Here is a 22,523-nt window from a genome sequence, read left to right on the forward strand (position 1 = left end):
TACAGCTCTCTGCGATCAGTTGCGTAATGCTAACACGCATTGCGTAATTTTCTGAGGGTTTATGGCGCAGATATACTTACTTCACTTTTTACAGTGGCTGGCTATCCATGACGACGACAAACAACGATATCGAAAGCAATGTGCCTGGGCGTCGGCAGCGCGTTCAGGCGGTCACCACCGGCATCGCGGTGCTCAAAGGTTTGACGAAACTGGGCGGGCGGGCCAGCTTGACCGTTCTGGCCAAACAAGTTTCCGAGAACCCCGCCAAAGTGCATCGATACCTGAACAGCATGATGGACGAGGGTCTGGTTGCCCAGGACCCCGTGTCGTTGCAGTATTACCTGGGCGCCGGAGCCATCCAGATCGGGCTTGCCGCCATGCGCCTGGCCGATCCGCTACGCGTCGCCGAGCCGGCGCTCATACGCTTGCGCGAATCGCTCGAGATGACTTGCTTTATTGCCGTCATGGGAAACAAGGGGCCGACTATCGTGCGGTTTGAAGAGCCCGGCCTGCCGGTGACTCTTAACGTAAGGGTGGGGTCGGTCCTCTCTCTGCTCAGGTCGGCCACGGGGCGGGTCTTTTTGGGCTTCACCGACGATACCGTGGTCGAGAAGCTGGCGCGCGAAGAGCTGGCTCAGACAACAAGCGCGCAGGCGGGCGGGCTGGATGGGCCCGATCCGGTGGCCGCACTAAAAGAAGAGGTCCGCAAGGCTGGGATGGCCATCGTGCGCGACACCAATCTCCAGGGTATCAGTGCTATTGGGGTGCCGATTTTCGATTTTTCCAACCATGTCGTTGCCGTCTTGACGGTCTTGGGGGCGACCGGCGGGTTCGATGCATCACCCGACAGTGCTGTGGCGCAGGCTTTGCTTAAGGAAGGCGCGGCCATCAGTGCCGCGCTTGGTCACGAGGCTTGAGTGAGATTCCCAGTGCCTAGGGTTTACTTGGATTCCTCATCGTTACGCAAAGCGTATATAGTTTACGCGTCGAAACCGAAGTCCGAGAAATCCGGAGAGGAAATATGTTCGTTTTGAGAAAAATAATGGCGGTAGCCCTGGTGTCCCTGCCCATCGCCATGGGTGCGTCGGCCTCCGCAGCCGAGTATCCCGATAAGCCCATACGCTGGCTCGTTCCCTATCCTGCAGGTGGTGGCTCGGACTTTCTTGCCCGCAGCATCGGCGACGCACTGGGCAAGCGCGTTAACCAACCCGTGGTCATAGAGAACAAGCCAGGCGGCAATACTTCCATTGCCGCCAACGACGTTGCCCGTTCCGCCCCGGATGGCTACACCGTCATGTCGGCCGACAACGGAACACTGGTGTTCAATCCCGCCTTGTACAAAAAGCTCAGCTACGATCCAAACAAGGAACTGGCGCCGGTTGTACTGCTCGGCACTTTCCCCATGATCCTTGTGACCAGTCCGGATTCCGGCCTGAACAGCGTAAAGGATGTTATCGAACGGGCCCGGGCCGATAAAGGCGGACTTAACTACGCATCAGCCGGGGCGGGCAGCCCTCACCATCTGGCCATGGAACTGTTCAAGGCTGAACTGAAGCTTGATATGGTGCACATTCCTTATCGCGGTGCAGCGCCGTCCCTGACTGATGTCGCTGGCGGTCAAGTGCCCGTCATGATGGTCGACCTGGCCGCAGGAGCAGGCTTCATCAACGGCGGCAAGGTCAAGCCCTTGGCTGTGGCCAACCCCGAGCGGCTGGCGCAACTGCCCGACGTACCGACTTTTGCCGAGCTTGGCTACCCCAGCGTTGTGGCAGCCGCCCAAGTTGGTCTGGTGACAACGGCAGGTACGCCCAAGGACGTTATTGACGAGCTGAACAAAGAGGTGGTCGCGACCTTGAAAGAGCCCGCCATCAACAAACGCTTGGTCGATTTCGGCATTCAACCCGTAGGCAACACGCCAGAAGAGTACGCGACGCTGCTTGCAGCAGAGACGGAGCGCTGGCACAAGCTGATCAAGGAACTGGGCATCACGCTGGACTAATCAGTCCTCGGTACGCCGCTAGTAAAGGGTGGGGTCAGGTCTGCAATCATGCACGCGGAGGGCAACTGGTATTGCCATTTTCGCGGTAGCATGCAAATTGCAAGACCTGACCCCATTGCTTTTGGGTAAGGGGTATAAAGCGGAGCGCATGATGAAAGCATCGACCAAGACCAGCATCAATCCCCCTGTATTCTTTACTTCCGGCGGCCTCATCCTGGCCCTGGTGTTGTTCGCCGTCGTGGCACCGTCGGCGGCAAAAGCTACGTTTGATGCAACGCAGGCATGGATTCTGACCAACTTAAGCTGGTTCTATGTGCTGACGGTGGCCATTATTCTGTTGGCTGTCGTGTACCTTGCCTTCAGTCGTTATGGTGACATCAAGCTGGGACCAGATCATAGCCAGCCCGATTACCGCAACGTCACCTGGTTCGCCATGCTGTTCTCCGCCGGCATGGGGATAGGCCTGATGTTCTTCGGGGTGGCCGAGCCGGTAATGCATTATGTTGATCCGCCCGTCGGCGAATCGGGTACGGTAGTGGCCGCACGCGAGGCAATGAAGATAACCTTTTTTCATTGGGGTCTGCATGCCTGGGCAATTTATGCCATCGTAGGATTGATTCTCGCGTTTTTCAGCTTTCGCCATGGCTTGCCGTTGACGTTGCGCTCGGCGTTGTATCCGCTGATAGGCAACCGGATACACGGTCCCATCGGTGACGCGGTCGATATCTTCGCCATTATCGGTACAGTGCTGGGCATTGCCACATCGCTTGGAATTGGCGTTGCTCAAATCAATAGCGGCCTTAACCATTTGTTTGGCGTGCCAGTGGGGGTGTCGACACAAATCGTGCTTATCGTCATCACCTCGGGCCTGGCGACGATATCAGTGGCAAGCGGGCTGGATCGCGGCATCCGGATACTGTCCGAAACCAATCTGGCACTGGCAGTTATCTTGCTGCTCTTTGTCCTGGTGCTGGGGCCTACCGTCTTTCTGCTACAGACCTTTGTTCAAAATACCGGGTCTTATCTGTCGGAGCTCGTCAACAAAACCTTCAATCTCTATGCCTATCAGCCTACAGACTGGATAGGGGGCTGGACACTGTTTTATTGGGGCTGGTGGATTGCATGGTCACCGTTTGTGGGTTTGTTCATTGCGCGCATTTCACGGGGCCGGACGATAAGGGAGTTCGTTCGCGGCGTGCTGCTGGTGCCCGCCGGCTTTACCTTTCTTTGGATGACGGTTTTCGGCGATACCGCGCTTCACATGATTGCAGTGCAGGGAGTGACGCAGCTTGCGGAAGTCGTGAGCCAGGACAGCTCACTGGCGTTGTTCGCCTTCCTGGAGCATCTTCCGCTTGCCAGTATCACCTCCATCGTCGCCATCATTATGGTCGTTGTGTTCTTTGTCACATCGGCCGACTCAGGCGCTTTGGTGGTGGACCTTTTAGCCTCGCGCGGCGCAACGCATTCGCCGGTTTGGCAGCGAATTTTCTGGGCCTCCTTGATGGGCGTGGTCGCGATTGCGCTGCTGCTTGCTGATGGGCTCGAGGCATTACAGACGGCCACGATTGCAAGCGCTCTGCCATTTTCCATCATCTTGCTTCTGGCCTTATGGGGCCTGTTCAAGGCCTTGAATCTGGATGCGACCAAGCGCCGCATTCGCTATCAAACGATCACGCGCTTCCAGCCAATGAGCAGCGGTCAGCCCTGGCAGCATCGATTGCGCAACATTGTGCTGATGCCGCACCGAGCCGACGTGCTGGCCTTCATGCATAAGGTGGTGCTACCGGCGATGCATGCCGTGGCTAACGAGCTGCAAAAGCAGGGCTACGAGGTAATCGTGCACGAGAAAGGTGAAAAAGACCACCTAGAGCTTGCGGTGGAACACCACGGCGAGTACATGGATTTTTCGTACGCTGTCTGGCCCCTGGAGCAGTTCCGGCCGGCCCTGACCTCCGACCAGAAAGACACGGAAGACGAACGCCGCTATTTCCGCGCCGAGGTCTTCCTTCGCGAGGGAGGGCAGGACTACGACATAATGGGATGGAGCCGCGATGATGTCATCGGCGACATCCTGGACCAATACGAGCGCCACCGCCAGTACTTGCATATGGTGCACACGAACGAACCTGCCCAGCCCGATCCGGCCTGAGCAGATGCGGGCCGTTTAGCTGCGAGCAGGGTCGTCGCCACGCGGTTGGACGTCCTCATCCGCCGGTCGATGCCGGTCTTTCTCGACCTCCGGGCTCTCTGCTGTTCCCTCGGCCTGAGTCGCCGCGTGGTCGCCGCGACCAGGCAACTGCCCTGATCGCGCATCTTCATCGGCGGCGGCCGTGCCGCGGTCAAAGGCCGTCGATTTCGCATTCGAGGCAGGCGGCGGCGTATCCATGGTGGGACGAGGCTCATCGTCGGATGACACATGTTGCGCGGACTGGCAGCCGAGGTCGCACGGCACGCCGGCGTCCATGAGGGCTGTCGGGTAGTCAAGATAAGCAAAGAGGGCGGGCGGCAGATTGTTTGTACTGAAGCCGGACCGGTCCTGCGGGTCCGCGATGTCGTGGTTGCTACGCAGATGCCTATCGTGTCCGACGGGTTGTTCTACACGCGCGCCTATCCAATCAGTCATCCGATGCTGGCTGGCCGCATTGATCCAGCGCGTGCACCTGACGGGATGTATATCAGCACTTCCTCACCGAGCCATTCCTTTCGAGTTCATGGTTCTGGCTCGGAACTCTATATGGTAGCCGTGGGAGGCACCTATAAGACGGGCGAGACCGAGGACGAACAACGCCTGCTTCTGGAGCTGGAGCAGTTTGTTGGCCGGGAGTTCGGTGTCGACCAGCCCGAATATCGCTGGATCAATGAGGATTTTCAGCCGATGGATGGACTTCCGTTTGTGGGCCGCGCCAGCGGTTCGGATCAACATGTCTATGTGGCGACAGGCTTCAACGCCTGGGGAATCACCAACGGCACGTCGGCTGCCCTGCTTATTGCGGATCAGATACTGGGCAGGGAAAATCCTGCCGCCAAGCTGTTTGATGCGACACGCATCAAACCTGTCGTGGGTGGGAAGGACTTCCTTAAGGAAAATTTACACGCCGCTCAGCATTTTGTGGGCGACAGGCTTCGGACGCCGCGCAGCGAGCTTCCTGTTCCCGAGCAAGGCGCGGGCATGGTCGTCAAGGTTCATGGCGAACCGCTGGCCTGCTATCACGATGAGACAGGAACCGTGCACCGAGTCAGTGCCGTGTGTACGCACATGGGTTGCCTGGTGGCCTGGAATGCGACCGACCGTAGCTGGGACTGTCCTTGCCACGGTTCGCGGTTTTCCTGTGACGGCCAGGTATTGTGCGGGCCTGCCACGACGCCCTTGGCGAAAGCACCGACCTAGTGCATTCCCTAAGTGTTGCGCGTGACGTTATCGTGCACAATGCATCCCATGCAGGTGAGGAGACAAAGCCCTGCATGGGCAAAGCCGATAAATCGGTACTATAAAAAAGTTGCAGGTCCCATAAAAAATATAAAAAGCACAAAGGCCGACGTCAGACGTCGGCCTTTGTCATTTTCAGTGGCCCCTCAGTGACGGGCCGACTCGGAAAACACATTCAATACCAGCACGCCCGTGACGATCAGGCCGATGCCTATCAGCGCCGCCGTATCAAGAGCCTGCTTGAAGATCACATAACCGATCAGGGAAATCGCAACAATACCGGCGCCGGACCACACCGCGTAGGCGATGCCTACCGGTATGACGCGCAGCGCCACCGCCAGACAATAGAACGACAAGCCGTATCCGATAACGGTGATGATGGACGGATACAGCCGCGAAAAACCGTCAGACGCTTTCAGCGTGGTTGTGGCCACGATTTCGGCCGCAATGGCGACGGCAAGATAGATCCAGCTCATGGATTTCGCTCCGCTGACTTCAGCAAGACATCAACCGCACCGGCTCCGCCGTCGTGCTCGCCGGACTCGATGTAGGCGACCACAAACGAAAATTGAGTAAGCCAGCGACGCAAGGTTTGTTTCAGCACCGGCTGGCCGTCTCGCGAACCATACCCTTTGCCGTGCACAATTCTCACACACTTTATGTGATGCGTGAGGCAGGATTGCAAGAAGCCGTCCAGGCGATCCCGTGCTTCGTCCAGGGTATTGCCATGAAGATCCAAGGTGGCGCCCACCGGCCACTTGCCGCGCTTCAGGCCCTTGATGAGGTCCGGTCCGTGGCCGCTGCGCAGAAAGCGCGTGTCATCCGTATCCAGGGAACCCGGACTGAAGAGATCGGAAACCGTCGGCAGGGGATCGGCCTGCTGTCCCAATGCCCGCGCCCGCCGCTGACGCAAAAGTTCCGCCGTGGCGGAAGATACGGGAGGAAGCACCAAGCGCCCGGGATCCTTGATCCGTGTAACGGTGCGCATGCTGCGCCGGAAGAGCTGCACGTCTTCCGGGCTTAAGGTGGCCTCCCAATTGGGGGCCGCAACGGGTAGCGTTTGCTTGCTGCTGCTGTCGCGGCCAGTCGAAGCGGCCCGCCTTGCGTCAGTCGCCGCTTGGTCCGCCTCGGCTTGCCGGGCGGCCTGATCTGCCAGCTTGCGCAGGTGCTTGAGGTCCGCCAGGCTTTTTGCCGGTTCGCCGCCGCGCCTGCGTTTACTCGCCGGCATTCTCCAGCCAGCGTTGTGCATCCAGGGCTGCCATGCAACCTGTGCCGGCGCTGGTGATGGCCTGGCGGTAGATGTGGTCCTGGACGTCGCCGGCTGCGAACACACCGGGTATGGAAGTCATGGTGGCCATGCCGTCCAAGCCGCTGCGGGTGATGATGTAGCCGTCCTTCATGGCAAGCTGGCCCTGGAAGATGTCTGTGTTCGGTTTGTGCCCGATGGCGATGAACGCTCCTGTCACGGCCAGATCTTCGGTTTCGTCCGTTTTCGTGCTGCGCAGGCGCACGCCTGTTACGCCCGATTGGTCGCCCAGCACCTCGTCCAGCGTGTAAAAGAGCTTGAGCTTCATGTTGCCGTTGGCCACCTTGTCCATCAATCTGTCGGTCAGGATGGGCTCGGAGCGGAACTTGTCGCGCCTATGCACCAGCGTAACGCTGCGGCAGATATTCGACAGATACAAAGCTTCCTCGACGGCGGTGTTACCGCCGCCGACGACAATAACATCCTGATTCTTATAAAAGAAGCCATCGCAGGTTGCACACCCGGATACGCCGCGGCCCATGAATTCCTGTTCGGACGGCAGACCCAGATACATGGCGGACGCGCCGGTCGCGATAATCAGGGCATCGCAGGTGTACTGAGCGCCGGTGTCTCCGGTAAGCGTAAAAGGCTTCCTGGACAGGTCCACGGTAACGATCTGGTCAAAGATCATTTCGGTGTTGAAGCGCTCGGCGTGCGCCTGAAAGCGCTGCATCAGGTCGGGGCCTTGCACACCCTCGGCGTCAGCCGGCCAGTTGTCCACATCGGTGGTCGTCATCAGTTGGCCACCCTGTTCCAGGCCGGTGATCAGTACGGGATTGAGATTGGCGCGCGCCGCGTAAACCGCTGCCGAGTAACCGGCCGGTCCAGACCCTAATATGAGTACTTTGGCGTGTTTTGGGGTGGTCATGACAGAAAATCCGAAAAAATTGCACAGCCAATTATAATGAGTCCATGGCTAGATTACCTGCGACGTCCCCACGCTCCTCGCGCAATGTGCGCAACGGGCCTTCTCCCCTGCAGTCCCGACTGTCCGGTTTGCTCCGCGAAGCCCGTTGGATCGTCTTCGCGGCGCTGGCCGCCTGGCTGGCCCTGGTGCTGGCAACCTGGAGCTCTCAGGACCCCGCCTGGTCGCATTCGGTGCATGCCACCACCACGATGAATCGGGGCGGCACCCTGGGCGCTTACATTTCCGACTTCCTGCTTTTCCTGTTCGGGTACTCGGCCTGGTTGTGGGTGGTATTGCTCGCCCAGCGGGTCGGTTTGGGGTTTTATCGGCTGACCAACACCTTGCTGACTGACAAGCAAGAGCCGCTGCCGCGCGTGCACTGGGAGGTTGCGATCGGCTTCTTCCTGCTGTTTGTCGGCGCCATGGGTACCGAGGCCCTGCAAATGAACAGCCTCGGCACACACCTGCCCGCCGGGTCAGGCGGTCAACTGGGGCAGCTGTTGGCCCAGGGCATGGCCTCTTTACTGGGTTTTACCGGTGCAACCTTGTTGTTGCTGGTCTTTGTGGCGGTGGGCGCCAGCCTGTTCTTCGGGTTTTCCTGGTTGACGGTGTCCGAGCGCGTGGGGCTGACCATCGAAAAGACCTTCCGCCGCCTGCTCGAACTCAAGGCGGCCCGCGAAGATCGCAAGGTTGGCCAAACCAAGAAGGCCGAGCGCGATGAGATCGTAGTAGCCAAGCAAGAAGAGCTCGTTCACGAGCAACCGGTCCGTATCGAGCCGGCCATCACGTCGGTGCCAAAATCCGTCCGGGTCGAGAAGGAAAAGCAGAAGGCCTTGTTCACGGCGCCGCAAGACCGCGCCGGCTTTGGCGATCTGCCGGCAGTCGGCTTGCTGGACATGCCGTCCGAAACCGCCGAAACCGTCACGCCCGAAACCATTGAATACACCTCGCGTCTCATCGAGAAAAAGCTGTCGGACTTCGGTGTGAAGGCCACTGTCGTAGCCGCGCAGGCAGGCCCGGTGATCACCCGCTACGAAATCGAGCCGGCCACCGGCGTCAAGGGCAGCCAGATCGTGAATCTGGCCAAAGACCTTGCCCGAGCCCTAAGCCTGGTCAGCATACGGGTGGTGGAAACCATACCGGGCAAGAACCTCATGGGCCTCGAGCTGCCCAACCCCAAGCGCCAGATGGTCAAGCTGTCCGAGATCATCGGCTCGCAAACCTATCACGCCAGCAGTTCCATGCTGACCATGGCGCTGGGCAAAGACATCGCGGGCAACCCAGTAGTTGCAGACTTGGCCAAAATGCCCCACTTGCTGGTTGCCGGCACCACCGGTTCGGGCAAGTCAGTCGGCATCAACGCCATGATTCTGTCCTTGTTATACAAGGCCGATGCCACGCAGGTCAGGCTCATACTGATCGACCCCAAGATGCTCGAAATGAGCATGTACGAGGGCATACCGCATTTGTTGGCCCCGGTAGTCACCGACATGCGCCATGCCGCCAATGCCCTTAACTGGTGTGTCGGCGAGATGGAAAAGCGCTACCGGCTGATGAGCAAGATGGGGGTGCGCAACCTTGCCGGCTATAACGCAAAGATCCGCGACGCCATCAAGCGCGAAGAACCCATACCCAATCCGTTTTCGTTGACGCCCGATGCGCCCGAGCCGCTGTCGACCTTACCGGCAATTGTCGTGGTGATCGACGAGCTGGCCGATTTGATGATGGTGGTGGGCAAGAAGATCGAAGAACTTATCGCCCGGCTGGCCCAAAAAGCCCGTGCCGCCGGCATACACCTTATTTTGGCTACCCAGCGCCCCAGTGTCGATGTCATCACAGGCTTGATCAAGGCCAATATTCCCACCCGCATTGCCTTCCAGGTGTCTTCCAAGATCGATTCGCGCACCATATTGGATCAAATGGGCGCGGAGACCTTGCTGGGGCAGGGCGACATGCTGTATTTGCCTCCGGGTAGCGGGCTGCCGGCACGGGTGCACGGAGCCTTTGTCCACGACGATGAAGTGCACCGGGTCGTCGAATCGCTGAAAGAACAGGGCGAGCCCAACTACGTCGAAGGATTGCTCGAGGGGGCGCTAGAGGGCGAAACCGGCGACGGAGTCGGCAGCGTAACGGGTTTTGCCGACGCCGAGTCCGATCCCCTGTACGATCAGGCAGTGGAAATCGTGCTGAAAAACCGGCGCGCTTCCATATCGTCGGTGCAGCGTTACTTGCGCATCGGCTACAACCGGGCAGCGCGCTTGCTGGAGCAAATGGAGCAAGCAGGGCTGGTCTCGGCCATGCAATCCAATGGCAACCGGGAAATCCTGGTGCCCGCAGGGAACACATCGAATGAAGATTAACGTTAGCGCTGCTGCGGCAGCCTTGCTGGCAGCGACGCTGGCTTGGCCCGCTGCCGGTCAGCCGGCCGTTACGGTGCCGGCCGATGGCGCCACTACTGGCTCGGCTGCGGATCAGGCCAATGCGGCCGACGCGCCGGCGCAGTTGCGTCAGTTCATCGCCACGGTGCCTTCCGCAACAGGGCGCTTCACTCAGCAGCGCGCGGACAATCGCGGCCAGGGCAAGCCTGTTCAATCGGGCGAATTTTCCTTCCGTCGTCCCGGGCAGTTCAAGTGGGCGGTGCAAGAGCCTTATGAACAATTGATCGTTTCCGATGGCAAGGCCGTCTACCAGTACGATCCCGACCTTGCCCAGGTTACGCAGCGTGCGGTGGATCAATCTATCGGCGCTTCCCCTGCGGCTATTTTGTTCGGTTCAGGTTCGCTCGACGAGGCATTTTCGATATCGACGTTGCCCGATGCCGATGGTCTACGCTGGCTGCGCGCCGAACCACTGACGGCGGATGCGGGCTTTACCCACGTCGACATTGGCCTGCGCAGCAACATGCCTGTCCGATTGCTGATTCTTGATGCTTTCGGGCAAACGACCCGCATCGAGCTCACCGATATCCAGGTCAATCCTGGCCTGCCCGCTGATGCCTTCGCCTTCACCGCGCCGCCTGGGGTTGATGTCGTCAAGATGCAATAGTCGCCTGCATGGCAAGCAATAACGATTTGTTCTCTTCGCCGTCCGGTCACTTGCGCCACGCGCCGTTGGCCGAGCGCATGCGACCCCGCAGCCTGGACGATGTCGTGGGTCAGACCGACCTATTGGCACCGGGCAAGCCGCTGCGGGTGGCCTTCCAGTCGGGCCGGCCGCATTCGATGATCTTCTGGGGCCCTCCGGGTGTCGGCAAGACGACACTGGCCAGGCTGATGGCGGACGGTTTCGACGCCCAGTTCCTGGCGATTTCCGCCGTACTGGGTGGCGTCAAGGACATACGCGAGGCGGTGGTCTCTGCCCAGGTGGCACAGAGCCAGGGCAGGCGTACGATACTGTTCGTCGACGAGGTGCATCGCTTCAACAAGGCGCAGCAGGATGCTTTCCTGCCCTATGTGGAAAGCGGGCTGTTCACCTTTATCGGTGCTACCACTGAAAATCCCTCTTTCGAGGTGAATTCGGCCCTGCTGTCCCGGGCTCGCGTCTATGTTTTGCAGTCGCTAAGCGTGGACGAGTTGCAGTCACTCATTGACCGTGCCTTGCTGATCCTGAACCGGCCGGAAGCCGACGCAGCCCCACCGGAACCACTGGAGTTCGACGCCGTGGCGCGCGAACAGCTGGCGCGCTGGGCGGATGGCGATGCCCGCCGCCTGATCAACGCCATGGAGGTCGTGGCCGAATCGGCCCGCGATGCGGGTCACTCAGTGGTTGACAGCGCCTGGCTCGAGACCTCGCTTTCCGAGAATTTGCGGCGTTTCGATAAAGGCGGCGACGCGTTCTACGATCAGATCAGCGCCTTGCACAAGGCCGTACGCGGGTCGGACCCCGATGCCTCTTTATACTGGTTCGCCCGGATGCTGGACGGTGGCGCCGATCCCCGCTATTTGGCGCGGCGTATCGTGCGGATGGCGATCGAAGACATCGGTTTGGCGGATCCGCGGGCGACCGATCTGGCGCTGCAAGGCGCCGATATCTACGAAAGGTTGGGGTCGCCCGAAGGCGAGCTCGCGCTGGCGCAGGCAGTGGTCTACATGGCCTGCGCGGCCAAATCCAACGCCGTTTACAACGCTTACAAGCAGGCCAGGCGCTATGCGGAGGAGCATGGCAGCGCGCCAGTACCGCTGCACTTGCGCAATGCGCCCACCAAGCTCATGAAAGAGCTGGGCCACGGCAAGGCCTACCGCTATGCACACGACGAGCCCCACGGTTATGCCGCTGGCGAGAACTATTTTCCCGATGGCCTGCGTGCAAAATTCTACAAACCGACCGACCGTGGGCTTGAAGGTAAAATCTCCGAGAAGCTGGCATTCCTGCGGTCGCTGGATAAACAAAGCCGCTCAGATTGAACCTCCGCCGCAGCGGCGCCCTTAATTCTTTATTGGTTGATTATGTTAGACCCGAATCAGTTGCGCAAAGACTTGTCCGCCGTCGTCGAGGCGTTGGCCCTGCGCGGCGTCCAGTTCGATATCGAACGCTTCAATACGCTGGAGGCGCGCCGCAAGTCGGTGCAGGTCGAGACCGAAAACCTGCAGGCGCGGCGTAACGCCGTCTCCAAACTTATCGGGCAACTGAAGTCCAAGGGCGAGGACGCCAGCCAGGCTATGGCGGAATCGCAAGAGATACCCGCACGCCTGAAAGAGCTGGAGCAAGATCTGGCTGCGGTCCAGGGCGAACTGAACGACTGGCTCATGACCGTGCCCAATCTGCCGCACGGCAGTGTGCCGGCCGGCAAGGACGAGACTGACAACATCGAAGTGCGGCGCTGGCTGCCACCGGGCATGGGCACCGACCAGCAAGGCAACCCGCAGCCATTTAGCTTCGAAGCCAAAGATCACGTCGAACTGGGCGAGCCTCTGGGCCTGGATTTCGAGACGGCGCGCAAGCTATCCGGCGCACGGTTCATGATGCTGCGCGGGCCTATGGCCCGCTTGCACCGTGCCTTGGCCCAGTTCATGCTGGACCTGCAAACGACAGAGCACGGTTATCAAGAGTGCTATACCCCGTATATCGTCAATGGATCCACACTGTTTGGTACCGGCCAACTGCCCAAATTCAAGGACGACATGTTCTGGGTCACCAAGGGTGGCCAGGAAGAAGATGCTGACGAAGATGGCGAAGACCTTTATTTGATCTCGACCTCGGAGATCACGCTGGCCGGCTCAGTGCGCGATACCATCATCGCTCAGCAAGACCTGCCCTTGAAGCTCACCGCGCATACGCCTTGCTTCCGTTCCGAAGCCGGCAGTGGCGGGCGCGATGTGCGTGGCATGATCCGCCAGCACCAGTTCGACAAGGTCGAGATGGTGCAGATCGTGCATCCAGAAACCTCTTACGATGCGCTGGAGCTGATGGTGGGCCATGCGGAAGCGGTGTTGCAACGGCTGGGTGTAGCCTACCGCGTGGTGATGCTGTGCGCTGGCGACATGGGTTTTGGCGCGGCCAAGACCTACGACCTGGAAGTATGGCTGCCTGCTCAGAATACCTGGCGCGAGATTTCGTCGGTTTCCAACTGCGAGGCCTTCCAGGCCCGACGCATGCAGGCGCGATACCGGCCCGAGAAAGGCAAGCCTGATTACCTGCACACGCTTAACGGCTCGGGCCTGGCCGTAGGGCGCGCGCTGGTGGCGGTCCTGGAAAACCATCAGCAAGCCGACGGCAGCGTCGTGGTACCCGAGGCCTTACGCCCCTATATGGGTGGGCTGGAGCGTCTGGAGCCCCACCCACTTTAAGCGCCCGTCGCCTCCAGGTTGGCTAGTTCCGCCAGCCCCTACCCCGGTGGTCGCGATGGTGATGCTTGTAATGGTGCCGGGGCTCGTACTGACGGAAATGCTTCTGCTGATGATAATGCTGCGAGCCGCGGTATTCGTCGCGGAAGTAGGGCGGCCGGTAACTATAAATGGGCGGTCGATACGCGCGTTCCGGCAGTATCAGCACACGCGGCCGCTCTTGATAGCGGGCCGGCGGATGGTAGTAATTGCGTTCGTAGTGACTGGCGCCCGGTGTACCGATAAAGAAGTCCACACCCCCCCGGGCAAGCGAGGCGCTAGCCGCAAACAGAACCGCCAGCGCCCCGGCGGCAATCAGTAGTCGTTTCATGCGAGCCCCCTTGGCAACCTAAACCGTTCAACCTATTGTCCCGCTTGGGGGTTTCAGAACGGTTAGCGGTCGCGCCTAAAGGGCTTCAAAAAGCAACAGCCCCGCAAGGGCGGGGCTGACGCATTACATTCCTTCACCTGTGTGATGCTATTTGGCGTGCCGGATCAGGTTGTGAACCCAATGGTGAGCCGGGCGCTGTTTGCGCGGCTTGCGGCCGCTAATGGCATAGCTGCTCCGGCTGACCGGCAAATGCGCGCGGGTTTGCATAGCAGCACCAACCGGTCGGGATGGCAAGGCGGGCGAAAGCTTTACCGGCTTTGCGACATCGTCCGGATTCAGTTCGGGTGATTCGGCTTCTGGCGCTTCAGGCGAACCAAGCGTCAAGACGGTGAAGATCGCCAACATCCAAAAAAGCAGGGAAAGGCCGATGGCCCACAGGCTATTCAGACTGGCATAACCCGTGGCGGACGATGCCTGGATGCCGAGAAAATCGGCGACATACGGGATATTGCCCAGACCTTCAACCATGAGGTTGCCGGGCAGGCGGTACACGAATGTGACTGCCTCCCAAAGTTCCCACAAGCTGTAGGACCCGTCGCGGTTGATGTCCACGACCATTTTCAGAGACTCGATATTCATGGCGGCTCCTTTAACAAGGCGGCCCGTGTAGCGTCCTGGCAGGTTCGGGCCGAAACCGAGGGCATGAATGCCCCGACCAACACCAGATGCTTGATATCACTATAGGCCGCTGAACGGATTGCCGCAAGAAGCAGGGTTGATAAAGCTAGCCAAGAAAGGGCGATGCGCGCCCGTCGGACTCACTCTGCAAGATTATTTGAGCCGTCAATTTCACGTGTTCCGCCAGCAGGGCAACGGCACGCTCGGTGTCGCGCGCAATGGCAGCTTCGGCGATGTGGTGGTGCTCGGCATCCAGGTGAGGGCGGTCAAGGTGGATGGACAGCACACGATAGCGTTCTGAATGGATAAACAGCAGCTCACGGATACGCATCAGCCACGGGCTGTCGCATGCCTCGACCAGCGTGGCATGGAAGCGCACGTGCGTATTGATCCATGCCGGATTGAATTCGTTCTGTAGGTGTACGGGGGTGCGGCTGAGCTCGTGCAGGCTGGCCAGTACACGCCCTTCCCAGGCTAAGCTGCCGTTCTGGATGGACCGTAGGAGACACTGCCCCTCAATGGCGACTCTCCGTTCGGTGAGGTCGAGCAGGTCGGCCAGCGACACCGATGCCACACGGAAGCCTCGTTGCGGTTCATTGACCACGAACCCGTCTGAAGTCAGGCGGGCCAAGGCTTCGCGCACCGCACTGAGACTGACGCCCCTGGCTTTGGCCATGGAGGCGATATTCAGCTTCGTCGCGGGTTTCAGACGGTAAGTCAGTATGTCGTCCCGCACCGAGAAATACACACTTTCCGTCAAACTTTTACCGGTATTCGTCAATTGCCCACTCCACTGCGCTCTCCCTGTCCGCGCCTCGACGGCAAGGCTACCACGGCCCGCATCCAATACGAGGCTTGACAAAGGGCTGTAAAAAATCGATTATTAGCCTGTGATCGATTTTATCACTCAGCGTGCCGAAAATCTAAAAACAATATCGCGCGAGAGTTTTTCAAGCTTCAGTGGGCCGCCGAACAGGCGGAAGAGGAGAATGGAGTGAGAGCAGCAATCATCGGGGCCGGTTCCTTGGGCACCATCATCGGGGCATTGATGGCCCACGGCGGTCGCCAGATTGACCTCGTCGATACTAACGAAGAGCACGTCGCAGTGATGAACCGCGTGGGTGCGCGGATCACCGGCGAAATGGATCTTCTCGTTCCTGTGCATGCACTCACGCCCAACGACATGTCGGGGCAATACGACTTGGTCTTTCTCCTGAACAAGCAGACTGCCAACGACGCTGTGCTGCCGCAACTGCTGCCCTTCCTGCATGGCGACAGCATCGTCTGCACCTTGCAGAATGGCATCCCCGAACCACGGGTCGCTTCGTATGTTTCGGCGCAGCGGACGATAGGCGGGGCGGTCGGCTTTGGTGCGACATGGATCGAACCCGGGGTGTCGCAATTGACTACCCGGGAAGAAACCGTCAGGAAATTTGCCTTTGAAATCGGCGAGATCGATGGCGTGACACGACCGCGTCTGGCGCAGGTGCAGGCTTACCTTTCTTGCGTGGGTTCCACCGCAATTCTGCCCGACTTGATGGGGATACGATGGTCCAAAGTATTGATGAACGCCACGTTCAGCGGCATGTCCGCCGCCCTGGGTTGCACTTTCGGAGAGGTGCTGGACGACCAGCGTGCCCTGCGTTGCATCGCGTTCCTGGCCGACGAAACCGTGCGTGCCGCGCATGCCGCAGGACACCGCATGGCCTCGATGCAAGGAGAAGATTTCGAGCAGTTTCTATTGACGTCGGCGGCCGAAGTGGCCGCCAAGGCCCCATTGATTGAACGGATCTGGACCCAGCATCGACAGCTGCGCGCCAGCATGCTCCAGGATCTGGAAAAAGGCCGAGATACCGAGATCAACTACATCAACGGCGTCGTCCGCGATACCGGCCGGCAGTTCGGTATACCTACCCCCTTCAACGATCGCGTTATTGAACTGGTCGTCGAGGCCCAGAGCCGACGTCAGATTCCCACATTTTCAAACATCAACCGTTTCGACGATCTTCTCGCTTCGCGCGCCGGTCAAGCTCAACACGTCTAGGAATCATGCAATGGCTGCAAAACCCTCATCCAAAGTCATCATCACCTGCGCCGTTACCGGCGCCGTACACACACCTTCGATGTCCGAATACCTGCCCCTGACGCCGGACCAAATCGTCCAGAATGCCGTGGACGCAGCCAATGCTGGCGCGGCTATCGTGCACCTGCATGCGCGAGATCCGAACGATGGACGTCCTACGGCCGATCCCGCTGTGTTCGACATGATTGTGCCGCGCATCCGCGAGCAGACGGATGCGGTTCTCAACATTACGAGCGGTGGAAGTACCCGCATGACTTTGGAAGAGAGGCTTGCCTATCCGCTTAAGCTCAGGCCGGAAATGTGCTCGCTCAATATGGGCTCCATGAACTTCTCGATTCATCCCGCGGCGCAAAAAATCAAGGAATGGAAGTACGCCTGGGAGAAGCCCTATATCGAAGGCATGGAAGACCTCATATTTCGCAATACGTTCAAGGATATCAAACACATCCTGAAGGTGCTTGGCGAAGAGGCCGGAACCCGCTTCGAATTCGAGTGCTACGACCTTGGACATTTGTACAACCTTGCCCACTTCGTCGACGCCGGCCTGATCAAGGGACCGCTGTTTATCCAGATGATCTTCGGCATCCTGGGCGGGATGGGTGCCGATCCCGAAAACCTGACCTTGATGCGCACCACCGCAGATCGTCTGTTCGGCCGCGAGAACTACCAGTTTTCCGTTCTTGGCGCGGGCCGCCACCAGATGCCTCTGGTCACGATGGGCGCAATCATGGGCGGTCACGTGCGTGTCGGGCTTGAAGACAGCCTATACCTGGAATCAGGCAAGCTTGCCGCCTCATGTGCTGACCAGGTTCAGAAGATCAGGCGCATTCTTGACGAGCTATCACTGACAACGGCGACACCTGACGAAGCCCGTGCCTTGCTCGATCTTAAAGGCAGCGCCCACATCACGCTTTAAGCGGTACAGACAAATATGAATAACGATGTGTTGGAGACCTGAATGGAGTTCTTCCTAATCTCTTTGTTGAATAGCTTGAGCTATGGCTTGCTGTTATTCATGCTGTCCTCGGGGCTGACGCTTATTTTCAGCATGATGGGCGTGTTGAACTTCGCTCACGCGAGCTTCTACATGATGGGCGCCTACTTTGCCTACACCATCAGCGGCATGGCGGGGTATTGGGCAGCCTTTATTCTCGCGCCATTGTTGGTAGGCTTCGCGGGTATCCTCGTAGAGCGTTATGGTTTGCGCGCCGTGCACAAGCACGGCCACGTGGCCGAGCTGCTATACACCTTTGGTCTGTCGTATCTCATACTGGAAGGGGTGCAGCTGATATGGGGGCGTTCCGCCGTGCCCTACGGAATCCCTGAAGTCCTGCAAGGCTCGCTTTTTACCTTGTACACCACCACATTCCCCAAGTACCAGGCGTTCATGATGCTGATTGCAATACTGACGCTGCTGGCCTTGTATCTGGTGCTTACCCGCACGCGGATCGGCTTGATCATACAAGCCTCTTTGACTCACCCGCAGATGGTCGAATCTCTGGGGCATAACGTACCGCGGGTGTTCATGCTGGTCTTCGGCGGGGGGTGTGCGCTTGCGGGCCTTGCCGGCGTGATCGGCGGCAATTCCCTGGTAACCGAGCCGGGTATGGCCGAAACATTGGGCACCATCATTTTTGTCGTGGTCGTGGCGGGCGGCATGGGCTCGCTAATGGGCGCGCTTGTGGCATCACTGCTTATCGGCGTCATTCAGACTTTCTCCATTGCCTTTGACGTGTCATCACTGGACCTGCTGTCAGCCGCAGGGGTGAGCATCGGCCCGGATGCCTTCGGGCATTCGGTCTTGGCGGTCAGCCTGTCGGATGTGGCGCCCATGCTGCCGTATGCGCTACTGGTGCTGATTTTGATATTTCGCCCGCGCGGGCTGTTGGGTAAGCGGGAGAACTAAGCCATGGCTACACACTCATTGATTGCGCACAAGACCGACGGGTTGACCACCCCGCGGATACTGCTGATGTGGCTGGGCTTTGCAGCTGTGCTGCTGCTTGCGCCTCATGTGTTTACCTCATCGCTGGCCCATTCGCACCTGACCCAGATGGGTACAGGCATCGTCCTGGCTTTGTCGTACAACATACTGCTCGGTCAAAGCGGCATGCTGTCCTTCGGGCATGCCGCATTTTCGGGGCTGGGCGCCTTCATGTCGGTTCATGCGATGAATCTGGCCGGAGCAGGCGCGTTCTGGCTGCCGCTGCCATTGATTCCGGTGGTTGGCGCGCTGACCGGCCTGGCCTTTGCAGCCTTGATAGGTTATGTGATTACGCGAATTTCCGGTGTCGCCTTTGCCATGATTACCTTGGGAATCGGGCAAATGATTTATGCGAGTGCCCTCATGTTTCCGGGATTCTTCGGCGGAGAGGGCGGTGTGTCTGCCAACAGGGTGTACGGAGAAGCCGTTTTCAACTGGAGCTTCGGTCCGCAGATACAGGTCTACTATCTTGTCGCGTTCTGGCTGCTCATCTGCATGATGGCAATCTTCTACCTGACCAGGACTCCCTTTGGCCGCCTCTTGAATGGGGTCCGTGACAACGAGGAACGCATCCCGTTCATCGGGTTCAATCCTCATATGCTGCGGTACATGGCACTCATGGCCTCGGGCTTGTTCGCAGGCATAGGCGGGTCGCTGATGGCCATCAACTTCGAGATTGCAACAGATGAAGTATTAAGCCTGCACGAGTCCGGGGCTGTGTTGTTGTTTACCTTCATCGGGGGCACCACGAGCTTCTTCGGCCCGGTGCTGGGCGCGGCGATCGGCGTACTGCTCACCAAGCTCCTGCCCGACTACACAGCCGGCTGGCAGATGTATTTGGGCATCGTCTTCATACTCGTGGTGGTTTATGCACCAGGGGGCATTATCAGCTTGCTCAAACCGGGTGTCGATACGGTTCGGAAAACGGTCTTGCATAAGCGATACGCATTGTTCTTGCGGCTGCTATCAAGCGTCGCGTCCTTGCTGGTCGGCTCCATCGTGCTGATCGAACTGCTTTACCACCGTGCTACCGGGACGTCCGATGTCTTGTCACTTTGGGGCCTCAGCCTGGACCATCAAGGAATCATCGCGTGGGTCATTGCGATTGCGATTCTGCTTGCAGGCCTGTTGACCATCAAGCCGACAGGACGAGCGCTGTTGGGGCAGCTTGCGGAAGATACCGCAGAGCGTGAAGGAGAGCTCCCATGACACAGAATATTCTTGAACTGAAGGATGTCCAGAAGCGCTTCGGCAAAACCGAAATCATCCGGGGCTTGAACCTTGAAGTCAGAAAAGGCGAAAGGCTGGCAGTTATCGGCCCGAACGGCGCCGGAAAATCCACCTTGTTCCACCTGATTTCGGGACGGCTGTCCGTAAGCGCCGGTGAAATCTGGTTCGACGGTGATCGCATCAATGGCCGCAACGCACAGCAGATCTACCAACGTGGGTTGAGTCGCAGCTTTCAGATCACAAATCTGTTCAGTCGTCAGACCGTGTACGAGAACATCCTCTCGGCCGCGATGTGGGCGCAAGGTTATCGATATACCTTCTGGAAGCGCATCAGCCAGCTCCAGCCTCTGCATGACCGAGCACAGGAAGTGCTCGAGCTGATCGGGCTGGCCGCGCGCCGCAATGTTTCCGTGAACCTGCTGACTTACGCCGAGCAACGCGCGCTTGAAATCGGCATGGCTGTGGCGGGTGGCGGGCATACCATTCTGCTGGACGAGCCCACTGCCGGCATGAGCCGCGGAGAAAGCGATGCTGCGATCGAGCTGATCAAAACCGTCAGTACAGGCAAGACGCTACTGATCGTCGAGCATGACATGGGGGTTGTGTTCGGCCTGGCCGACCGCGTGGCCGTGGTGGTCTATGGCCAGGTTATCGCCTGCGACACGCCCGAGAACATACGCGCCAATGCCAAGGTTCAAGAAGCCTATTTGGGTGTCAAGAAAGATCAGAAGAAAGGGGTGGTGGATGGCATTGCTTGAAATCTCCGGGCTTCATGCCTACTACGGAAAAAGCCATGTGCTGCAAGGGGTCGACATGCGTATTGACCCCGGTGAAATAGTCAGCCTATTGGGGCGTAACGGTGTCGGCCGATCGACCATGGTGAAAGCGGTAATGGGGCTGGTTCACTCGACCGGATCAGTCGTGTTTGACGGCAAAGAACTCATCGGGATGAAAACCCATGAGATCGTGCATCGAGGCCTGGGCTATGTGCCGGAAAGCCGGGACGTATTTCCTGCCCTGACGGTGGAGCAGAATCTGTTGTTGGGCCAGCAGCGCGGAAAGCAATCCCAATGGTCCATGGACGACATGTATGAAATGTTTCCGCGCTTGAAGGAGCGCCGGCATACCGCTGCGGGGGTGATGTCGGGTGGAGAGCAGCAGATGCTGACCTTATGTCGCTCACTGATAGGCGACCCCAGGCTCATCATGATCGATGAACCGACAGAAGGCTTGGCGCCCCAGATTGTCGAGCAGGTCGCCAGGTACCTGGACATCCTTCGTGAGCGTGGCGTTGCTGTTCTGCTGGTCGAGCAGAAGCTGGCCATCGCGCTCGATATTTCTCAGCGGGTTTATGTCATGGGCCACGGAACCATAGTTTTTGAAGGAGCACCAGGTGATCTGCGCGACGCGCATCAGGTGCGCAAGGATTGGCTGGAAGTTTAGGTTGGATATTTATCAATATAGGAGACACAATGAAATACGTAACGCATCTCAAACTTGGCGCATTGGCTTTAACGATGGGCCTGGCCTCAGGCATGGCGCAAGCCGATACCATCAAGATTGCGCTTATTGACCCCTTGTCGGGATCATTTGCCGCTTTGGGCGAGAACCAGCTTCGCACCTGGCAGTACTTCAGCGAACTGGCCAACAAGGAAAAGTGGGCGGGCGAGCATACTCTTGAAGTCGTCGGCTTTGATAACAAGGCCGGTGTTCAAGACAGTCTAAGCCAGCTTAAGCGTGCCATTGACCAAGGTTATCGTTACGTGGCTCAGGGTAACGGTTCCGGTGTGGCATTCGCCCTGGTCGATGCCATTAACAAGCATAACGACCGTAATCCCGGGAAGGAAGTCCTGTACATCAACCACGGAGCCATCGACCCCGACCTGACGAACGAGAAGTGTAGCTTCTGGCATTTCAGCGTCGACTCCAACGTCGACATGAAGATGCAGGCGCTCGTGAACCATCTGGCCAGTAACCAGGACGTCAAGAAGGTCTACATCATCGGGCAGAACTACGCTTTCGGGCGCTCCGTCAGTGCAGCGGCCAAGAAGATGCTGGCCGAAAAGCGTCCCGACGTCCAGATCGTAGGCGACGATCTGCACCCGATTGGCGAGGTCAAGGATTTCTCTCCCTATGTGGCGAAGATCATCGCCTCCGGAGCCGACACCATCATTACCGGCAACTGGGGCTCTGACCTGGCTCTCTTGATCCGTTCAGCGCGCGCCTCAGGCCTGGATGCCAACTTCTATACCTACTATGCGGTATTGAAGGGTGCACCGACCGCCATGGGCGAAAGCGGACTGGACCGCGTGAAGTACGTGGGTGTGGGCAACGTCAATAACGAAGGCTATAAGGGTCGCGACCTTGTTGAAGGGTTCAAGGAGAAGTACAACGACGACCTGACCTGGATGCAGGCCTACCCCGCGGTGGCACTGCTTTCAAACGCCATCAAGCAATCGGGCTCTACTGATCCGGTGGACGTGGCATTTGCCATGGAGGGCATGGAAGTTGACAGCCTGTCCGGAAAGGCAAAGATGCGCGCCAGCGATCACCAGCTGCAACAGGCCCTGTACGTGGCAACCTGGTCAAAGACCAACGACACCAACGTGCAAATTGACCAAGAGGGAACCGGTTTCGGCTGGCGTGCGGACGAGGTCATTCCTGCTGCCCAGGCAGAATTGCCGACAACCTGCGACATGAAGCGGCCCTCGCGTTGATGCAGTAATACATGCCGTATTCGGCATAGCGTAAAAAAA

The 22,523-nt window shown here is 58.7% G+C and carries 22 protein-coding genes; 15 read left to right on the forward strand and 7 right to left on the reverse strand.

The features are described 5' to 3' along the window. The first annotated feature begins 107 nt into the window (after window positions 1-107). The 3 genes from CKA81_RS01595 to CKA81_RS01605 all read left to right on the forward strand — a co-directional run bounded on the left by CKA81_RS01595 (window position 108) and on the right by CKA81_RS01605 (window position 4,148). Complete coding sequence (locus tag CKA81_RS01595) at window positions 108-917, forward strand: IclR family transcriptional regulator (protein ID WP_128353732.1); 810 nt, start codon at window positions 108-110, stop codon at window positions 915-917. A gap of 125 nt (window positions 918-1,042) precedes the next feature. Beyond that, window positions 1,043-1,999 carry a Bug family tripartite tricarboxylate transporter substrate binding protein gene (locus CKA81_RS01600; RefSeq protein ID WP_394342541.1) on the forward strand — a complete coding sequence of 319 codons (957 nt, stop codon included), beginning with the start codon at window positions 1,043-1,045 and terminating at the stop codon, window positions 1,997-1,999. A 151-nt stretch (window positions 2,000-2,150) separates the two neighbouring features. Then, window positions 2,151-4,148: a BCCT family transporter gene (locus tag CKA81_RS01605; RefSeq protein ID WP_128356456.1), complete on the forward strand. Its 1,998-nt coding sequence runs from the start codon at window positions 2,151-2,153 to the stop codon at window positions 4,146-4,148. Window positions 4,149-4,163: 15 nt separating this feature from the next. Here the strand turns inward: CKA81_RS01605 and CKA81_RS01610 are convergent, their stop codons facing one another. Beyond that, window positions 4,164-4,415 (reverse strand): hypothetical protein, encoded by a 252-nt coding sequence (locus CKA81_RS01610; protein WP_128353734.1) that lies wholly within the window; start codon window positions 4,413-4,415, stop codon window positions 4,164-4,166. Between CKA81_RS01610 and CKA81_RS01615 the strand changes: the two genes are divergently transcribed. Further along, a complete protein-coding gene (locus CKA81_RS01615) occupies window positions 4,416-5,387 on the forward strand; it encodes an FAD-dependent oxidoreductase (protein ID WP_128353735.1) in 972 nt (323 codons plus the stop codon). A 185-nt stretch (window positions 5,388-5,572) separates the two neighbouring features. Here the strand turns inward: CKA81_RS01615 and CKA81_RS01620 are convergent, their stop codons facing one another. The 3 genes from CKA81_RS01620 to trxB are packed head-to-tail and all read right to left on the reverse strand — an operon-like array spanning window position 5,573 to window position 7,600. After that, on the reverse strand, window positions 5,573-5,902 hold the full coding sequence (locus tag CKA81_RS01620) for a DMT family transporter (protein ID WP_128353736.1): 330 nt from the start codon (window positions 5,900-5,902) through the stop codon (window positions 5,573-5,575). Next, on the reverse strand, window positions 5,899-6,654 hold the full coding sequence (locus tag CKA81_RS01625) for a Smr/MutS family protein (RefSeq protein ID WP_164878315.1): 756 nt from the start codon (window positions 6,652-6,654) through the stop codon (window positions 5,899-5,901). The genes CKA81_RS01620 and CKA81_RS01625 overlap by 4 nt, the downstream gene beginning before the upstream one ends. Next, window positions 6,641-7,600, reverse strand: coding sequence for a thioredoxin-disulfide reductase (gene trxB / locus CKA81_RS01630; RefSeq protein WP_128353738.1), 960 nt, complete (start codon window positions 7,598-7,600; stop codon window positions 6,641-6,643). Before trxB ends, CKA81_RS01625 begins: the two co-directional genes overlap by 14 nt. Window positions 7,601-7,644: 44 nt before the next feature. Here trxB and CKA81_RS01635 point away from each other — a divergent pair, with 44 nt between their 5' ends. From CKA81_RS01635 to serS, 4 genes are read left to right on the forward strand one after another with little or no spacing between them, the layout of a single operon-like run. Continuing rightward, complete coding sequence (locus CKA81_RS01635) at window positions 7,645-9,999, forward strand: DNA translocase FtsK (RefSeq protein WP_128353739.1); 2,355 nt, start codon at window positions 7,645-7,647, stop codon at window positions 9,997-9,999. Beyond that, window positions 9,989-10,684, forward strand: a complete 696-nt coding sequence (gene lolA / locus CKA81_RS01640; protein WP_128353740.1) for an outer membrane lipoprotein chaperone LolA — start codon at window positions 9,989-9,991, stop codon at window positions 10,682-10,684. Before CKA81_RS01635 ends, lolA begins: the two co-directional genes overlap by 11 nt. A gap of 8 nt (window positions 10,685-10,692) precedes the next feature. After that, window positions 10,693-12,042, forward strand: coding sequence for a replication-associated recombination protein A (locus tag CKA81_RS01645; protein WP_128353741.1), 1,350 nt, complete (start codon window positions 10,693-10,695; stop codon window positions 12,040-12,042). A gap of 42 nt (window positions 12,043-12,084) precedes the next feature. After that, window positions 12,085-13,425, forward strand: a complete 1,341-nt coding sequence (gene serS / locus CKA81_RS01650) for a serine--tRNA ligase (RefSeq protein WP_128353742.1) — start codon at window positions 12,085-12,087, stop codon at window positions 13,423-13,425. A 22-nt stretch (window positions 13,426-13,447) separates the two neighbouring features. Here the strand turns inward: serS and CKA81_RS01655 are convergent, their stop codons facing one another. From CKA81_RS01655 to CKA81_RS01665, 3 genes are all read right to left on the reverse strand, one after another. Next, window positions 13,448-13,792, reverse strand: coding sequence for a hypothetical protein (locus tag CKA81_RS01655; protein ID WP_128353743.1), 345 nt, complete (start codon window positions 13,790-13,792; stop codon window positions 13,448-13,450). A 147-nt stretch (window positions 13,793-13,939) separates the two neighbouring features. After that, window positions 13,940-14,431, reverse strand: coding sequence for a hypothetical protein (locus CKA81_RS01660; protein WP_128353744.1), 492 nt, complete (start codon window positions 14,429-14,431; stop codon window positions 13,940-13,942). Window positions 14,432-14,576: 145 nt separating this feature from the next. After that, on the reverse strand, window positions 14,577-15,251 hold the full coding sequence (locus CKA81_RS01665; RefSeq protein WP_128353745.1) for a GntR family transcriptional regulator: 675 nt from the start codon (window positions 15,249-15,251) through the stop codon (window positions 14,577-14,579). Window positions 15,252-15,464: 213 nt separating this feature from the next. Here CKA81_RS01665 and CKA81_RS01670 point away from each other — a divergent pair, with 213 nt between their 5' ends. The 7 genes from CKA81_RS01670 to CKA81_RS01700 are packed head-to-tail and all read left to right on the forward strand — an operon-like array spanning window position 15,465 to window position 22,484. Next, window positions 15,465-16,514, forward strand: coding sequence for a ketopantoate reductase family protein (locus CKA81_RS01670; RefSeq protein ID WP_128353746.1), 1,050 nt, complete (start codon window positions 15,465-15,467; stop codon window positions 16,512-16,514). Between the two features lie 10 nt (window positions 16,515-16,524). Next, entirely contained in the window at window positions 16,525-17,469 is a 945-nt protein-coding gene (locus CKA81_RS01675; RefSeq protein WP_128353747.1) for a BKACE family enzyme, read from the forward strand. A 42-nt stretch (window positions 17,470-17,511) separates the two neighbouring features. Continuing rightward, entirely contained in the window at window positions 17,512-18,459 is a 948-nt protein-coding gene (locus tag CKA81_RS01680; RefSeq protein WP_128353748.1) for a branched-chain amino acid ABC transporter permease, read from the forward strand. A gap of 3 nt (window positions 18,460-18,462) precedes the next feature. Further along, complete coding sequence (locus CKA81_RS01685; protein ID WP_128353749.1) at window positions 18,463-19,746, forward strand: branched-chain amino acid ABC transporter permease; 1,284 nt, start codon at window positions 18,463-18,465, stop codon at window positions 19,744-19,746. Further along, window positions 19,743-20,525 (forward strand): ABC transporter ATP-binding protein, encoded by a 783-nt coding sequence (locus tag CKA81_RS01690; protein WP_128353750.1) that lies wholly within the window; start codon window positions 19,743-19,745, stop codon window positions 20,523-20,525. Before CKA81_RS01685 ends, CKA81_RS01690 begins: the two co-directional genes overlap by 4 nt. Continuing rightward, window positions 20,512-21,210 (forward strand): ABC transporter ATP-binding protein, encoded by a 699-nt coding sequence (locus CKA81_RS01695; RefSeq protein WP_128353751.1) that lies wholly within the window; start codon window positions 20,512-20,514, stop codon window positions 21,208-21,210. Before CKA81_RS01690 ends, CKA81_RS01695 begins: the two co-directional genes overlap by 14 nt. Before the next feature lie 29 nt (window positions 21,211-21,239). Continuing rightward, a complete protein-coding gene (locus CKA81_RS01700; protein ID WP_128353752.1) occupies window positions 21,240-22,484 on the forward strand; it encodes a branched-chain amino acid ABC transporter substrate-binding protein in 1,245 nt (414 codons plus the stop codon). The last annotated feature ends 39 nt before the right edge of the window (window positions 22,485-22,523 follow it).

Source organism: Pollutimonas thiosulfatoxidans, assembly GCF_004022565.1.
GTDB classification, from domain to species: domain Bacteria; phylum Pseudomonadota; class Gammaproteobacteria; order Burkholderiales; family Burkholderiaceae_B; genus Pusillimonas_D; species Pusillimonas_D thiosulfatoxidans.

Coding starts and splice junctions, on each gene's coding strand:
- CKA81_RS01595 (WP_128353732.1), top strand. CDS start 108: ATGACGACGACAAACAACGATATCGAAAGCAATGTGCCTGGGCGTCGG.
- CKA81_RS01600 (WP_394342541.1), top strand. CDS start 1,043: ATGGCGGTAGCCCTGGTGTCCCTGCCCATCGCCATGGGTGCGTCGGCC.
- CKA81_RS01605 (WP_128356456.1), top strand. CDS start 2,151: ATGAAAGCATCGACCAAGACCAGCATCAATCCCCCTGTATTCTTTACT.
- CKA81_RS01615 (WP_128353735.1), top strand. CDS start 4,416: ATGTTGCGCGGACTGGCAGCCGAGGTCGCACGGCACGCCGGCGTCCAT.
- CKA81_RS01620 (WP_128353736.1), bottom strand. CDS start 5,902: ATGAGCTGGATCTATCTTGCCGTCGCCATTGCGGCCGAAATCGTGGCC.
- CKA81_RS01625 (WP_164878315.1), bottom strand. CDS start 6,654: ATGCCGGCGAGTAAACGCAGGCGCGGCGGCGAACCGGCAAAAAGCCTG.
- trxB (WP_128353738.1), bottom strand. CDS start 7,600: ATGACCACCCCAAAACACGCCAAAGTACTCATATTAGGGTCTGGACCG.
- CKA81_RS01635 (WP_128353739.1), top strand. CDS start 7,645: ATGGCTAGATTACCTGCGACGTCCCCACGCTCCTCGCGCAATGTGCGC.
- lolA (WP_128353740.1), top strand. CDS start 9,989: ATGAAGATTAACGTTAGCGCTGCTGCGGCAGCCTTGCTGGCAGCGACG.
- CKA81_RS01645 (WP_128353741.1), top strand. CDS start 10,693: ATGGCAAGCAATAACGATTTGTTCTCTTCGCCGTCCGGTCACTTGCGC.
- serS (WP_128353742.1), top strand. CDS start 12,085: ATGTTAGACCCGAATCAGTTGCGCAAAGACTTGTCCGCCGTCGTCGAG.
- CKA81_RS01655 (WP_128353743.1), bottom strand. CDS start 13,792: ATGAAACGACTACTGATTGCCGCCGGGGCGCTGGCGGTTCTGTTTGCG.
- CKA81_RS01660 (WP_128353744.1), bottom strand. CDS start 14,431: ATGAATATCGAGTCTCTGAAAATGGTCGTGGACATCAACCGCGACGGG.
- CKA81_RS01675 (WP_128353747.1), top strand. CDS start 16,525: ATGGCTGCAAAACCCTCATCCAAAGTCATCATCACCTGCGCCGTTACC.
- CKA81_RS01680 (WP_128353748.1), top strand. CDS start 17,512: ATGGAGTTCTTCCTAATCTCTTTGTTGAATAGCTTGAGCTATGGCTTG.
- CKA81_RS01685 (WP_128353749.1), top strand. CDS start 18,463: ATGGCTACACACTCATTGATTGCGCACAAGACCGACGGGTTGACCACC.
- CKA81_RS01690 (WP_128353750.1), top strand. CDS start 19,743: ATGACACAGAATATTCTTGAACTGAAGGATGTCCAGAAGCGCTTCGGC.
- CKA81_RS01695 (WP_128353751.1), top strand. CDS start 20,512: ATGGCATTGCTTGAAATCTCCGGGCTTCATGCCTACTACGGAAAAAGC.
- CKA81_RS01700 (WP_128353752.1), top strand. CDS start 21,240: ATGAAATACGTAACGCATCTCAAACTTGGCGCATTGGCTTTAACGATG.